13 protein-coding genes are annotated in these 13,710 nt (G+C 74.7%); 5 read left to right on the top strand and 8 right to left on the bottom strand.

Going from position 1 to position 13,710, the window contains the following annotated elements; all coding sequences use genetic code 11:
- Positions 1 to 602: helix-turn-helix transcriptional regulator (locus AB5970_RS18665; protein ID WP_370505452.1), on the top strand; the 602-nt coding region annotated here is incomplete at its 5' end.
- Between the two features lie 127 nt (positions 603 to 729).
- Positions 730 to 1,836: a flavin-containing monooxygenase gene (locus AB5970_RS18660; RefSeq protein WP_370505451.1), complete on the top strand. Its 1,107-nt coding sequence runs from the start codon at positions 730 to 732 to the stop codon at positions 1,834 to 1,836.
- A 4-nt stretch (positions 1,837 to 1,840) separates the two neighbouring features.
- Here AB5970_RS18660 and AB5970_RS18655 read toward each other — a convergent pair whose 3' ends face one another.
- From AB5970_RS18655 to AB5970_RS18625, 7 genes are all read right to left on the bottom strand, one after another.
- On the bottom strand, positions 1,841 to 3,193 hold the full coding sequence (locus AB5970_RS18655) for a CoA transferase (RefSeq protein WP_370505450.1): 1,353 nt from the start codon (positions 3,191 to 3,193) through the stop codon (positions 1,841 to 1,843).
- 2 nt (positions 3,194 to 3,195) lie between these two features.
- Positions 3,196 to 3,915: an ion channel gene (locus tag AB5970_RS18650; protein WP_370505449.1), complete on the bottom strand. Its 720-nt coding sequence runs from the start codon at positions 3,913 to 3,915 to the stop codon at positions 3,196 to 3,198.
- Between the two features lie 30 nt (positions 3,916 to 3,945).
- Positions 3,946 to 4,737 (bottom strand): transglutaminase-like domain-containing protein, encoded by a 792-nt coding sequence (locus AB5970_RS18645; protein ID WP_370505448.1) that lies wholly within the window; start codon positions 4,735 to 4,737, stop codon positions 3,946 to 3,948.
- Between the two features lie 42 nt (positions 4,738 to 4,779).
- Complete coding sequence (locus AB5970_RS18640) at positions 4,780 to 5,967, bottom strand: hemopexin repeat-containing protein (protein ID WP_370505447.1); 1,188 nt, start codon at positions 5,965 to 5,967, stop codon at positions 4,780 to 4,782.
- Positions 5,968 to 6,061: 94 nt separating this feature from the next.
- A complete protein-coding gene (locus AB5970_RS18635; protein ID WP_370505446.1) occupies positions 6,062 to 7,522 on the bottom strand; it encodes an SDR family NAD(P)-dependent oxidoreductase in 1,461 nt (486 codons plus the stop codon).
- Positions 7,523 to 7,650: 128 nt separating this feature from the next.
- Positions 7,651 to 8,343, bottom strand: a complete 693-nt coding sequence (locus AB5970_RS18630) for a class F sortase (RefSeq protein WP_370505445.1) — start codon at positions 8,341 to 8,343, stop codon at positions 7,651 to 7,653.
- Entirely contained in the window at positions 8,343 to 9,128 is a 786-nt protein-coding gene (locus AB5970_RS18625; RefSeq protein WP_370505444.1) for a hypothetical protein, read from the bottom strand. The genes AB5970_RS18630 and AB5970_RS18625 overlap by 1 nt, the downstream gene beginning before the upstream one ends.
- 236 nt (positions 9,129 to 9,364) lie before the next feature.
- On the opposite strand from AB5970_RS18625, the gene AB5970_RS18620 reads away from it, so the two are divergent.
- Complete coding sequence (locus AB5970_RS18620) at positions 9,365 to 10,777, top strand: glutamate decarboxylase (protein ID WP_370505443.1); 1,413 nt, start codon at positions 9,365 to 9,367, stop codon at positions 10,775 to 10,777.
- Positions 10,774 to 11,619, top strand: a complete 846-nt coding sequence (locus AB5970_RS18615; protein ID WP_370505442.1) for a hypothetical protein — start codon at positions 10,774 to 10,776, stop codon at positions 11,617 to 11,619. Before AB5970_RS18620 ends, AB5970_RS18615 begins: the two co-directional genes overlap by 4 nt.
- Before the next feature lies 1 nt (position 11,620).
- Here the strand turns inward: AB5970_RS18615 and AB5970_RS18610 are convergent, their stop codons facing one another.
- Positions 11,621 to 12,265 carry a nitroreductase family protein gene (locus tag AB5970_RS18610; protein ID WP_370505441.1) on the bottom strand — a complete coding sequence of 215 codons (645 nt, stop codon included), beginning with the start codon at positions 12,263 to 12,265 and terminating at the stop codon, positions 11,621 to 11,623.
- 36 nt (positions 12,266 to 12,301) lie between these two features.
- Here AB5970_RS18610 and AB5970_RS18605 point away from each other — a divergent pair.
- Positions 12,302 to 13,710, top strand: a 1,409-nt coding sequence (locus tag AB5970_RS18605; protein WP_370505440.1) for a helicase-related protein, incomplete at its 3' end; no start/stop codon positions are given.

Here is a 13,710-nt window from a genome sequence, read left to right as displayed (position 1 = left end):
CGTTGAACCCGCTCCCCACGACGACGGCGTCGCCGGTCACGGTCGCGGTGGCGGTCGAGATCTTTGTCGCCACGGGCGAGCTGGCGGCCGCGCGGCGGTCCTGCGACGAGCTGGACGCGGTGGCGCGCGACCGCGCGACCCCGTGGCTGGACGGTCTGGCCGCGGACGCCACCGGCGTCGTGCTGCTCGCCGAGGGCCACGCCGAGCGGGCGCTGCCGCTGCTGCGCCGGGCCTGGTCGGTCTGGTCCCAGCTGGACGCTCCCTACGAGGGCGCCCGCACGCGGCAGCGCGTCGCGCAGGCCCTGCGCGCGGTGGGCGACCACGAGGCCGCGCGCCGGGAGCAGGACGCCGCGACCGAGACGCTGCGGCGCCTGGGCGCAGCCGCGGAGCCCCCGGCGGTTGGCGGCCTGACCGGCCGGGAGGTCGAGGTGCTCCGGCTGGTGGCCACCGGGCTCAGCAACCGCGTGATCGCCGAGCGCCTGGTGCTCAGCGAGAAGACCGTCGCGCGCCACGTGAGCAACATCTTCGCCAAGCTCGACGTGCACTCGCGGGCGGCCGCCGGCATGTGGGCGCACACCCACGGGGTCGTCCGCGCCGACTGAGTCCCCGTGGGTAGAACTACCCACGGACCCCCGCCGCAGGATGGGCAGTTCGGCCGATGAGGGCGGGTGGTCGACGCTCCTAGCGTCGGAGGCGACGGAGACGGCGTCGGGGACACGGGAGCGCGAGATGAGCAGGCAGCGGTTCGACACGGTGGTCGTGGGCGGCGGCCAGTCGGGGCTGGCGGTCGGGTACCACCTGGCCCGGCGCGGACGGTCCTTCGTGATCCTCGACGAGCACGCGCGGGTGGGTGACGCATGGCGGTCGCGCTGGGACTCCCTGCGCCTGTTCACCAACGCGTGGGCGGTCGGGCTGCCCGGCATGCGCTACCCGGGACCGCGGCTCGCGTTCCCGACCAAGGACGAGTTCGCCGACTACCTCGAGTCCTACGCGATGCGGTGGGACCTGCCCGTGCGCACGGGGGCCCGGGTGACGCGCGTGCACGCCGGGGACGGTGGCCGGTTCGTCGTGACGGTGGGCGAGGACGAGCTCGAGGCCGACCACGTGATCGTCACGACGGGCGCCAACCACACGCCGCGGGTGCCCGCGCTCGCGGCCGACCTCGACCCCCGCCTCGCGCAGCTGCACTCGTCGGGCTACCGCCGGCCTACCGACGTGCCGGTGGGACCGGTGCTCGTCGTCGGCACGGGCAACTCCGGCGCGGAGCTCGCGGCCGAGCTGGCCCGCACCCGGCCGGTGCTCCTGGCCGGCCCCGACCCGGACCAGATCCCGACGCGCCTGACCACCGCGACCAGCGCGGTCGTGCTGCCGATCGTGCAGCTGGTGCACCGGCACGTCCTCACGCTCCGCACGCCCATGGGCCGGCGCGCCGCCGCGCAGCACCGGACCGTCCCGCTGATCCGGACCCGCACGGTCGACCTGGACGCGGCGGGCGTCGAGCGCGTGCCGCGCGTGGTGGGCACGCAGGACGGGCTGCCGCTGCTCGAGGACGGGCGCGTCGTCGACGTGGGCGCGGTGGTGTGGTGCACGGGCTACCGCACCGACCTGCCCTGGCTCGAGCTGCCGGCCTGCGACGCCGACGGCCGCGTCCTGCACGACCGCGGCCTGTCGACCACGGTCCCGGGGCTGGCGTTCGCCGGGCTGCACTTCCAGTTCGCCCTGGCCTCGGAGACGGTCCCCGGCGTCGGCCGCGACGCGGCGTGGGTGGTGCGCCACCTCGACGCGCACGGCCGGGTGCCGACGACCGAGGCGCGGTCGGTGTCCCGCGCGGCGTGACGGGTCAGCCGAGCGCCCAGCGGGCCTCGTCCGTGCCCCAGCGGCCGGGCGGGTGCGCCCAGTCGGTGGGGACGCCCTCGACGCCCAGCGGGGAGCGCGCGTGGCGGAGGCGGCCGTAGGACGAGTCGGTGTCGACCAGCCAGCGGTCGGGGTGCTCGGGTCCGCCCTCGGGCCGGGGCTCCGGGACGATGCCCTGCAGGAGCCACGCGGCGGTGCCGGCCAGCGAGAACCGGACCACGCGCCCGGAGCCGGTCCGCGCCCGGTCGGTCAGGCCGCGCAGCACGCCGGCCGCGACCAGGTAGCCGGTCCCGTGGTCCAGCGCCTGCGCGGGGAGGGTGCCCGGCCGGCCGTCGTCACCCTGTTCGACCACCGCGATCCCGGTGCCCGCCTGCACGAGGCTGTCGAACCCTCGCCGACCGGCCCAGGGCCCGGTCCAGCCCCACGCGCACAGCTGCGCGACGACCAGGCCTGGGCGCCGCGCGAGCAGCGTCTCGGCGTCCAGGCCGTAGCGGTCGAGGGCGCCCGGCCGGTAGCCCGTGACGACGACGTCCGCCGCGTCGAGCAGGCGGCCGAGCGCCGCCCGGTCGGCGGGGTCCTCGAGAGCCAGGCGCGTGGACCGCTTGCCGAACCCCGTGTCGATGTGGGTGCCGTCGTCCTCCCGGAGCCAGGGCGCGTCGACGCGCAGCACGTCCGCCCCGAGCAGCGCCAGCGTCCGCGTCGCGACCGGGCCGGCCAGCACGCGGGTGAGGTCGAGCACGCGTACCCCCTCGGCGGGCAGCGAGGCGGGCAGCAACGGCGCCGCGGCCTGCGGGGCGCTGACGTTCACGGTCACCAGCGGGTGCTCGAGGGGCACCGGCGGCACCACCTCGACCGCGAGGCCGCCCGCCCGGTACACGGTCTCCTGGACCGCCCGCGCCGCGCGCTCGGCGATCGTCGCGGACAGGCGCGGCGCCAGCTCCGCGTCGTCGCCCGAGTCCGTCAGTCCCAGGGCGGCCAGCAGACGGGCCCGGTGGTGCGGGTAGTTCGCGTGCGTGCGCACCCACCCGTCGGCGGACCGCCAGAAGCCCGAGAGCGGCGCGAACAGGGGGATCGGTCGGCCGTCCACCCGCAGGTGCCGCTCGCTGGTGAACGCGACGGCGACGGCGCCCTCGTCGATGCGCACCCCCGGGAGCCCCCGCCCGGTGCGCGTGGCGAGCAGCTCGGCCGCGGCGAGCGAGCAGACCCCGACGGTGGCGCGCGCGAGCTCGCGGACGGGCAGCCGCGCCGCCAGACCCGGGGTGCCCACGTACTCGACGCGCGCGGCCGGCTCGGCCGCGCCGCCGAGCGCGGACCAGGCGACGGCCGTGGCGGCGTCCACGGTCAGTCGCCGGGCTTCTCGGGCAGGACCTCGGAGCGGCCGTGGAACGCGGCGACCAGGCGAGCGACCAGGACGGCCAGGAAGACCTGCCCGACGAGGGCCTCGAAGGTCGCGATGCTGCGCCCGGGGAACAGGGCCGCCGTGTAGTCGCCGTAGCCCAGCGTGGTGAGCGTCGTGTACGAGAAGTACTGGAACGAGCGCGGGTTGGCGGCCAGCCCACCGGCGAAGAACGGGCCCGGCGTGAGCGCGTCCATGACGCCGAAGAGGCTGGCGAAGAACATGCCGATCAGCAGGTACGCGCTGAGGGCACCGGCCAGCGACTGCACGGTCACGGCCGTCCGCCGCAGGATGCGGTCGAGGATGACGATCAGCGCCGTCATGAGGATCACGCAGACGACGGCGTCCAGGATGCCGTCCGCGGCGGACCGCGGGAGCACCGTCACGGCGACGACCGCGACGACGGTCGAGGCGACGAGGATGATGCGCACCACGCGCTTCTGGGTGGGCATCGGCCGGGACGTCCGGACGGCGAGCCCGAGCGTGAACAGGTAGAGGACCGTGACCGTCAGCTGCGCCCAGATCGCCGAGCTCACGGCATACAGCACGTAGGCCGTGACCAGCAGGCTCAGCACGATGCCGAAGTCGTCGGGGCCGAACCGGCGGGCGAAGAACGACCGGCGGCGCACGTCCGGCGCCGCGTCCACCGCGTCCGGTTCTGTCACGATTCGGAGGCTAGCAAAGGGCGGCCCGGCTCAGCCGATCATCACCAGGTCCCGCACGTCGTCGTCGGGCAGCACGTCGGCCACGGCCGTGACCTCGAGCTCCTGCAGGTCGGCGTACCCGTGGTGCACGTTGAGGAACGCCGTGTCGGAGGCGTCGCGCCCCGTGGCGATCCGCACCAGGCTGGAGCGCGGCGCGAGCGTCGTCGCGTCGACGACGTACCACTGACCGTCCAGGTGGGCCTCGGCGACGGCGTGGAAGTCCATCGGGGAGAGCCCCGGCGCGTACACGGAGACCAGCCGCGCCGGGATGTCGAGGGCGCGCAGGAGCGCGATGACCAGGTGGGCGTAGTCCCGGCAGACGCCCCGGCGCGCCAGCAGCGTCTGCACCGCACCGTCGGTGGGCAGGCTCGAGCCCGGCACGTAGGACAGCCGCGAGCCCACCCACGAGCTCACCGCCGCGAGCAGGTCGTAGCCGTGCAGCCCGGCGAACTCGGCGTACGCGGTGGGCCCGAGGGTGTCGGACTCGCAGTACCGGCTCGGCCGCAGGTAGCGCAGCAGGTCCGCCTCGTCGGACGTGACCGGCGCGGCGCGCCCGTCGACGGAGGCGGAGTAGTCCAGCACCAGGCGCCCGACGCCCGCCTGGACCACGTGCAGCCGCGTGCCGTGGTGGTCCGGCACCGGCGTGGCCTCGACGGGGGTCCCGTCGAGCGTGATCCGCAGGCTCTCCCGGACCGCGAGCTGGGTGGAGACGGCGAGCTCGAACGCGAGGGTCGCCGGCGAGGTGACGTCGATGGACAGGTGGGCGCTCAGGTCGCGGTGCACGCGCTCATCGTGGGGGAGAACGCCCGCGCGCGCCTCCGGACGTCAGGCGAGCAGGTGGGCGATGTCGATCGCGCCGGGGTCCCAGTGCGTCTCGGCGGGGACGTGCTGGTGGCCGCACCAGCCGGAGAACCTGTTCCACTCGTCCACGGTCATCCGGTTGGCCGGGGTCTGGTTGACGCCCGCCTCGTCGAGGAAGGTGCGGCCCGACGTCCGCGGGATGGGGACCAGCGACTCGATCGAGCGCAGCACGCCCCGGATGAAGTCGAGCTGCGCGGGCGCCCAGCCGGGCGTCTCGGCGGCCCTGCCGACGATCTCGATCTGCACGGCGCGGGCCGCGTTCTTGACCAGCGTCGCCGTGGCGCTGCGCAGCGCCCGCGCGCCGGTGGACAGGGGGTAGTGCTGGACGATCCTGCCGGTGAGGGGCTCGATGGTCAGCGTCGGCCAGGACCGCTTGGCGTCGAGCGTCCCCAGCGCCCCGTCGATCGTCGTGCCCTCCGTGGTGTGCAGGACCCCGCGCCACGGCATCGGCACGTAGTCCGGGCCTGCGGTCGTCGCGGGCCGCACCTCGGCACCCGGCAGCCAGACGTCGCTCATCGAGTAGGTGTCGACCACGGCACGCAGAGGCCCGAGGAAGCCCGCGGTCAGCAGCCCCGTCCACGCCCCGGCGATCGGCAGGGGGTACCCCGGGTCGACCCTGCCGTCGAGGACGTCGTACCGCGAGTAGAACGCGCCGCGGAAGAAGTACGCCTTGCCGTTGCCCCACGCGATCGCGGAGTCGACGGCGTCGAACCCGGCCTCGGCGAGCCCGGGCCAGCTGCCGGCGATCGGTCGCGGGTAGCCGGTGTCGACGTGGTCGCCCGCGATGTCGTACCGCACGTACTGGTCGCCGCGGAAGAAGTACGCCTTGCCGTTGCCCCAGTTCATCGCGGCGTCGACGGTGGTGAAGCCCGCCTCGGCGAGACCCGGCCAGTTCCCCGCGATCGGGCGGGGGTAGCCGTCGGCCACGTGGTCGACGTCCAGGTCGTAGCGCAGGTAGTCCGTGCCACGGAAGAAGTAGATCCGGCCGTTCTGCCAGTTGATCGCGGCGTCCACACCGGCGGCGAAGCCGGCCTCCGTGAAGCCGTGCCACTCGTCGGCAGCCGGGCCTGTCCGGCCCGCGTCAGCCGCGTCGTCGCCGCGGTCGTACCGGATCGTCTGGTCGCCGCTGAACATCCACACCGATGTCCCCATGCCGTGCCCCCTGGTGGGCGGCGCCAGTGACGGCGCCGGCCCACTTGCGATGATGCTCCGCCGGGTCAAGACGTGACAAGGATGACAAATCGGGTTACCAGGGGGAGCGCACGTAGTCCTTGAGGAAGCAGCCGTACAGGTCCTCGCCGGCCTCGCCCCGCACGATCGGGTCGTACACGCGCGCGGCGCCGTCGACCAGGTCGAGCGGCGCGTGGAAGCCCTCCTCGGCCAGCCGCACCTTGGTCGGGTGGGGCCGCTCATCGGTGATCCAGCCGGTGTCGACGCTGGTCATGAGGATGCCGTCGGTGGCCAGCTCGGTCGCGCTCGTGCGGGTGAGCATGTTGAGCGCGGCCTTGGCCATGTTGGTGTGCGGGTGGCCGGGACCCTTGTACCCGCGCGAGAAGACGCCCTCCATGGCGGACACGTTGACCACGTAGGCGCGACCCGGCACCCGCATGGCGCCGCGGAGGCGGCTGACCAGGATGAACGGCGCCGTCTGGTTGCACAGCTGCACCTCGAGCAGCTCCATGGGGTCCACCTGGTCGACCGTGTGCACCCAGCTGTTGGTCTCGGCGGTGTCGGGCACCAGCCCGCCGGCGTCGATCGCCGTGCCGGCCACCAGCCGCTCGAGGGAGGCGTGCTCGGCGGTGAGCGCGAGCGTGTCGACGCCGGCGACGCCCGCCGCGATGCTGGTCAGCTCGGTGACCGAGCCGGCGAGCGCCACGGGGTGGGCGCTGCTGGTGCGGCCGAACGTGGTGATCTGCGGCAGCGGCCGGTCGGGCAGGGGCTCGAGCTCGGCGTCGGCCAGGTGCGTGTACGCGCCGGGGGAGCGGCGGACCGTCTGCGCGGCGTTGTTGATGAGGATGTCGAGCGGCCCCTGCGCGGCGACGGAGTCCGCGAGCGCGACCACCTGGGCCGGGTCGCGCAGGTCGATGCCGACGATGCTCAGGCGGTCCAGCCAGTCGGCGCTGTCGGGCATCGCGGCGAAGCGGCGCGCGGCGTCGCGCGGGAACCGGGTGGTGATCGTCGTCGTCGCGCCGTCCCGCAGCAGGCGCAGGGCGATGTACATGCCGATCTTGGCGCGGCCGCCGGTGAGCAGGGCGCGCTTGCCCGTGAGGTCGGTGCGGGCGTCGCGCTTGGCGTGGTTGAGCCGCGCGCAGGCCGGGCAGAGCTGGTGGTAGAACGCGTCGACCTCGACGTACGGCTCCTTGCAGATGTAGCACGGGCGCGCCTTGAGCAGGGTGCCGGCCGTCGCGCCCTGGACGCTGGAGACCAGCGGGATGCCCTGGGTCTCGTCGTCGATCCGGCCCGGGCTGCCGGTCGCCGTCGCGTGGATGACCGCCCGATCGGCCGCGCTGATGGCGTCCCGCTTCTCGGCGCGGCGCTGCTTCTTGGCGGCCTTGAACAGCGCGGACGTCGCCCGGCGGGCCAGCGCGAGGTGCGGGTGGTCCGAGGGGAGGCGGCTGATCTGGTCAGCGACGCGCAGGAACGTCTCGAGCTCGGCGGCGTCGACACCGTCGAGGTGCTCGGTGCTGGTGAGGGTGGGGGCAGTCATCGTGCGGGGTCCTAGCTGGTCGTCAGGAGGTGGCCGACGGGCAGGAGAGCACGAGAGCCGGGCGCGCGGGGGATCGGTCGATCCTACCCGTCGGCCGTGGGCTGACCGGCTTGGCCCTGGGGACACCCTCAGGTGCTCAGGTGCGCGAACACCACGGTGTTGTCGGTGTAGTGCCCGGTGCTGCGGTCGAACCGCCCGCCGCAGGTCAGCAGCCGCAGCTCGGGGCCCGCCGTGTTGCCGTAGACCTCGAGCGTGGGGAAGTCGTCCTTCGAGAACGACCGCACGGCATCGACGACGAAGGTCGCGGTCGTCCCGTCCGCCCGCGCGACGAGGACCTGCGACCCCACGGCGACACGACCCAGCTCGTGGAAGACCGACGGGCCGTCGACGCCGTCGACGTGGCCCTCGATCACCGCCGGGCCGGTGCCGCCGGGGCGCGGCGAGCCGTCGAACCAGGCGGCCCGGTCGTAGTCCGGTCCCGGCTGCGGGACCTCGAGCGTGCCGTCGGGCTGCACACCCACGGTGATCAGGTCCGACGCGATGTCGAGCGACGGGATGCTCACCTGCACGGGCAGCGGCTGCTCGGGGGCCGGTGCGGGCTCGCTGACCGACGGCGCGGGGACGCTCGGGCTCGGCACCGGGAGCGGTGCGGTCGTGGCGGCGACCGGCCGCGGGGGGTCCGGCTGCTGCGCGCGCACACCGACGGCGAGCGCCGTGCCACCACCGAGCACGAGGGCCGCCCCCACGACGACCGCCCAGCGTCGCGCGGGACGACGCCCGGCCGTCGGCCCCGGGCCGTCCGACCGGGCGTCGTCGATCATCAGCGCGTCGCCGTGACGGGTGCCGTCCGACGGCGCGCGAGCAGCGCGGCGCCACCCAGCAGCGCCACGCCACCGGCGGCGAGCAGCCCGGCGTCCTGGACGCCGGCGGTCGAGCCGCTCCCGGTCTGCGCGCCACCGGCGGGCATGGTCGACATCTGCGAGGAGGCCAGCACGGCGCACAGCGCGGGGTCGGTCGCCTCGGTGGGCAGGGTCGGGTCCAGGTCCGACTTCGTGGCGCCGTCGTAGGTGCCGTTGTGGTTGTGGTCGACACCGTGGATGACCACCACGGACTTGCCGGCGACGATCGCGTCGGCGACCTCCGGCGAGATCTGGATGGATCCGCGCTCGTAGTTGATGTTCCCGCCGGGCGCGGTGTCGAAGCGGTCGACCGCGAGGCCCGACGCCGGCGAGGTGTCGCCCGTCTTCGTCAGGGACACGACGATGTCGCCGTACGCCGGACCACCGTCGGTCGTGTTGATCGTCCCGACGTCCCCGTTCTTGTCGTCGCTCGCCGCGGGGCACTCGTGCCGGGCCGCTGCGCCGAAGTGGATGTGTGCGGCGTGCGGGTTGTCCGCCAGCAGGCCGGTCGCCTGCATCTCGACGGTCAGGGTGGTGCCGGACACCGTCGCCATGGCGGTGCCACCGCCCTGGACGCCGTTGAGGACGACCGGGGCGAGCGTCCCCTGCGCCGATCCGTCGGCGGCCGAGGCCGGTCCGGCGAGCCAGCACAGAGCCGCGATGCTCAGGGCGGGGGTGGCGAGGGCGATGCGGGTCCGTGCCTTCATGGAGTGCTCCTCTGGGTCGGCCCGGTCGCGGTCGCGGTCGGGCCTCGTGCAGGGGCCGTCCGAGGACGGCCTGACCGACGAGGTTCGGAGCGCCGGGCCGGGCGGACGGGTCGACCGAGAGGTGAACGCGACGAACCGGGACAGAGCGGCCCGGGCATTGCTACGTTCGATGCGGCAGATGCCCGCCGGAGACGGCAGTCAGCCACGGCTCCGGACCGAGGAACTGGAGGAGCAAGGTGAGCGAGACGTCGGACCCGTTCGGCCCCATCCACGGCCGTCCCAGCTTTCGGGACCACATCGACCGCGGCACGTTCCCGCCGCACGGCATCCTGCCCGACGAGGCCTACGAGCTCCTGCACACCGGGCTGATGCTCGACGGCCGCGAGACCCTCAACCTGGCCTCGTTCGTCACCACCTGGATGGAGCCGCAGGCCGAGCACCTGATCCTCGACAGCATCCGCAAGAACCACATCGACCACGAGGAGTACCCCGCGGCGTCGCTGATCGAGGAAGCCTGCGTGCACATGCTGGGCGACCTCTTCAACGCCCCCGACTCGGCGAAGGTGGTCGGCGTCGCGACGATCGGCTCGTCGGAGGCGATCATGCTCGGCCTGCTGGCCCACAAGCGCGCCTGGCGGGACCGCCGCCGGGCCGAGGGGAAGCCGACCGACCGGCCGAACGTCGTCTTCGGGGCCGAGACGCACGTGGTCTGGGACAAGTTCGCCAACTACTTCGACGTGGAGATGCGCAAGATCCCCATGAAGCCGGACCGGTTCGTGCTGAGCGCCGACGACGTCGAGGGGCAGATCGACGAGAACACGATCGCGGTGGGCGCGGTGCTCGGCACCACGCACATCGGGGAGGCCGACCCGATCGAGGAGATCAACGACCTGCTGGTCCGGATCAAGGCCGAGAAGGGCTGGGACATCCCCCTGCACGTCGACGGCGCCAGCGGCGCGTTCATCGCCCCGTTCGCGGAGCCCGACCTGCGCTGGGACTTCCGGCTCGAGCAGGTCGCCTCGATCAACGCGTCGGGGCACAAGTACGGGCTGGTCTACCCGGGCGTCGGCTGGCTGATCTTCCGGGACGCGTCCCGGCTGCCCGAGGACCTCGTGTTCAGCGTGAACTACCTCGGCGGGGCGCAGCCCACGTACACGTTCAACTTCTCGCGCGGCTCGGCCATGATCCAGGCCCAGATGTACAACTTCGTGCGGCTCGGGCGCAGCGGCTACACGTCCATCGTCGAGACGATGCTGGCCAACGCCCGGTTCCTCAACGAGAGCCTCGAGGCGAGCGGCAAGTTCACCATCCTCAACCCGGGCCTGGCCGAGCCCGTGGTCACGTTCTCGATCAAGGGCGACCCCGGGTTCGACGTCTACCACCTGTCCGCGCGCCTGCGGGAGGACGGCTGGATCGTGCCCGCGTACAGCCTGCCGCCCGACGCCGACGCGGTGCACCTCATGCGCGTGGTGGTCCGGCTCGACCTGAGCCGGATGATGATCGAGATGCTGCTGCGCGACCTGTTCGCCGCGTGGGACGCCCTCGTCGCGGAGCAGCCGGTCGAGCGTCCGAAGGCCAAGCCCGACGTGTGGACGTCGCCCGCGCACGCTGCGGCGACGAGCAAGGCGCGCACCGGCCTGGGGCAGTGACCTCGGCCGTCCCGGACCTGCCCGCGGGCTGGCGCGTCGTGCGCGCCCGCGGGCCGGCCGGCTTCACCACGCACGCGGTGCTCGCGCGCCCGGACGGCACCGAGGTCGAGTGGACGTCGCGGCGGCACCGCAAGGGCCTCGGCCTGCGGCCGAGCGGGGCCCGCACGCCCGGCGGCCGGGCGAGCGCCCTGAGCTGGTGGATCGGCGCGCTGTTCGGCGTCGGCTCGATCTGCTTCGCGCTCGGGTCGGTGCCGGCGTACGTCGACGCCGTCGACCCCGCCGCCGTCGCGGCCACCTTCTTCGTCGGCTCGATCTTCTTCACGAGCGCCGGGTACCTGCAGTTCCACGAGGTGCTGCGGGCGCCCGGCGGTGTCCTGGCCGAGTCCGCGCGGCCGCGCCGGCTGGCGGCGTTGGTCGGGTGGAAGCCGCGGCGCATCGACTTCTGGGCCGTGCTGGTGCAGCTCGTCGGCACCGTGTTCTTCAACATCAGCACCTTCGCCGCCACCCAGACCGACCTGACCACCGAGCAGGCCAAGCGGCTGGTCTGGGCGCCGGACGTGTACGGCTCGATCTGCTTCCTCGTCGCCAGCTGGCTCGCGTACTCCGAGGTCAACCGAGGGATCCTGCCGCGCTCGGACCGGTCCGTCGGCTGGCGGATCGCCGCGCTCAACCTGGCCGGGTCCGTCGCCTTCGGCGTGGCGGCGGTGGCGGCCCGCTACCTGCGCTCGACCGGCCAGCTGGCCAACCTCGCGCTGGTGAACCTGGGCACGTTCCTCGGGGCCGTGTGCTTCCTGCTCGGTGCCGTGCTGCTGCCGGTGGAGTCGGCGCGGGACCGGTCCTGAGTCACCAGCGGTCGTGGTGCCAGACCTCGTCGAGCGGCTGGCGGGGCGCCGGGCGGAAGGTCTCGCCCGTGTAGTACGCGGTCGGGATCAGCACGCCCTGGCGCACGTCGGCGGGGATGCCCAGCAGGTCGGCCACCTCCTGCTCGTGCGCCAGGTGCAGCGTGGTCCACGCCGTGCCCAGCCCGCGCGCCCGCGCGGCCAGCATGTAGCTCCACGCCGCCGGAAGCAGCGACCCCCACAGCCCGGCCTGGTTGCCGCCCGAGAGCCGCGGCGCGGTCAGGCAGGGGATCACCAGGACGGGCGCCTCGCCGAGGTGCTCCCCGAGGTACGTCACGCTGTCGGCGACGCGCTGCTGCACGCCCGCGCGCCCGGGGTCGTCCTGGAACAGCCGCCCGGCGTACCCCGGCGCGGCCACGTAGTCGTCGACCGCCCGCCGGTACACGTCGCCCACCGCGCGACGGAGGTCCGGGTCGGTGACGACCACCCAGTGCCAGCCCTGGCGGTTCGAGCCCGAGGGCGCCTGCAGCGCGATCTCGATGCACTCCCGCACCAGCCCGAGGGGCACGTCGCGGGTCAGGTCCAGCCTCTTGCGGACCGAGCGCGTGGTGGTGAGGAGCTCGTCGGGGGTCAGGGGCAGCGTGGTCATGCGGCTCATCCTTCTCCGTCGGGGCAGACTCCACCCGTGGACGACCACCCCCTCGGCCGGCTGCTGGCCCACCCGCCGGACCTGCCCGTGCGGCACGGGCTCGCCGACGTGGTCGCCGCGGTGCGGTCGCGCGGGGTCGCGGTGGTGCAGGCACCGCCCGGCACCGGCAAGACGACCCTCGTGCCGCCCGCGGTCGCGGCGGAGGTCCGCGGACGCGTCGTCGTGACCCAGCCGCGCCGGATCGCGGCCCGGGCCGCCGCCCGCAGGCTCGCGCACCTGCTGGGGGAGCCGGTCGGCGCCACGGTCGGGTTCTCGGTGCGGGGCGAGCACGTGGTCGGCGCCGCGACGCGCATCGAGGTGGTGACCACCGGCGTGCTCGTGCGGCGCCTGCAGCGCGACCCGGAGCTGCCCGGCGTCGGCGCCGTGATCCTCGACGAGGTGCACGAGCGGCACCTCGACGACGACCTCGCCCTCGCGCTGCTGGTGGACGTGCGGGCCCACCTGCGCGACGACCTCGCGGTCGTGGCGATGTCGGCGACCGTCGAGGCCGCCCGGACGGCCGCGCTGCTCGGGGGCGCCCGGCCCGCGCCGGTGGTCGAGGTCGACGGCGCGCTCTTCCCCGTGGACCTCGTCCTGTGCCCGCCGCCGCCCCGCGTGGCCAGGACGGACGACCGCGGCGTGACCCCCGGGTTCCTGGACCACGTCGCCGCGACCGTCCGGCGGGCCCTGGCCGAGCGGGCCGGCGACGTCCTGGTGTTCGTGCCCGGCGCCGGGGAGGTCGACGGCGTCGCGCGGCGGCTCGGCGGGGTCGACGCGGACGTGCGCCCGCTGCACGGACGGCTCCCGGCGCGCGAGCAAGACCTCGCCCTGACGCCGGGGCCGCGGCGCCGGGTGGTGGTCTCGACAGCGGTCGCCGAGTCGTCGCTGACCGTGCCCGGCGTGCGCGTGGTGGTGGACGCGGGCTTCTCGCGCGAGCCGCGGACCGACCACCGGCGGGGCCTCGCCGGCCTCGTCACCGTGAGCGTGAGCCGCGCGGCCGCCGAGCAGCGGGCCGGGCGCGCGGGACGGGAGGGACCCGGGGCGGTGTACCGCTGCTGGTCCGCGGCGGACCACGCCCGGCTGTCCGCGCACCCCGAGCCCGAGATCCTCACCGCGGACCTCACGGCCTTCGCGCTCGAGCTGGCGTGCTGGGGGAGCCCCTCCGGCGCCGGCCTCGCGCTGCTGGACCCCCCGCCCGAGCCGGCCATGGCCGCGGCGCACGCGATCCTCACCGACCTCGGGGCCCTCGGCCCGGACGGTCACCCGACGCCCCGGGGCCGAGCGGTCGCCGCGATCCCGGCCGACCCGAGGCTCGCGCGCGCCCTGCTCGACGGCGCGGACCTCGTCGGCGCCCGGCGCGCGGCCGAGGTGGTGGCCCTGCTCTCCGACGACGTCCGTGCGCCCGG

Origin of the sequence: Cellulomonas sp. ICMP 17802 (assembly GCF_041295535.1) — a bacterium.
Lineage (GTDB): Bacteria > Actinomycetota > Actinomycetes > Actinomycetales > Cellulomonadaceae > Cellulomonas.
This window is presented reverse-complemented; position numbering and strand designations above follow the sequence as displayed.

Coding starts and splice junctions, on each gene's coding strand:
- AB5970_RS18660 (WP_370505451.1), top strand. CDS start 730: ATGAGCAGGCAGCGGTTCGACACGGTGGTCGTGGGCGGCGGCCAGTCG.
- AB5970_RS18640 (WP_370505447.1), bottom strand. CDS start 5,967: ATGGGGACATCGGTGTGGATGTTCAGCGGCGACCAGACGATCCGGTAC.
- AB5970_RS18635 (WP_370505446.1), bottom strand. CDS start 7,522: ATGACTGCCCCCACCCTCACCAGCACCGAGCACCTCGACGGTGTCGAC.
- AB5970_RS18630 (WP_370505445.1), bottom strand. CDS start 8,343: ATGATCGACGACGCCCGGTCGGACGGCCCGGGGCCGACGGCCGGGCGT.
- AB5970_RS18625 (WP_370505444.1), bottom strand. CDS start 9,128: ATGAAGGCACGGACCCGCATCGCCCTCGCCACCCCCGCCCTGAGCATC.
- AB5970_RS18610 (WP_370505441.1), bottom strand. CDS start 12,265: ATGACCACGCTGCCCCTGACCCCCGACGAGCTCCTCACCACCACGCGC.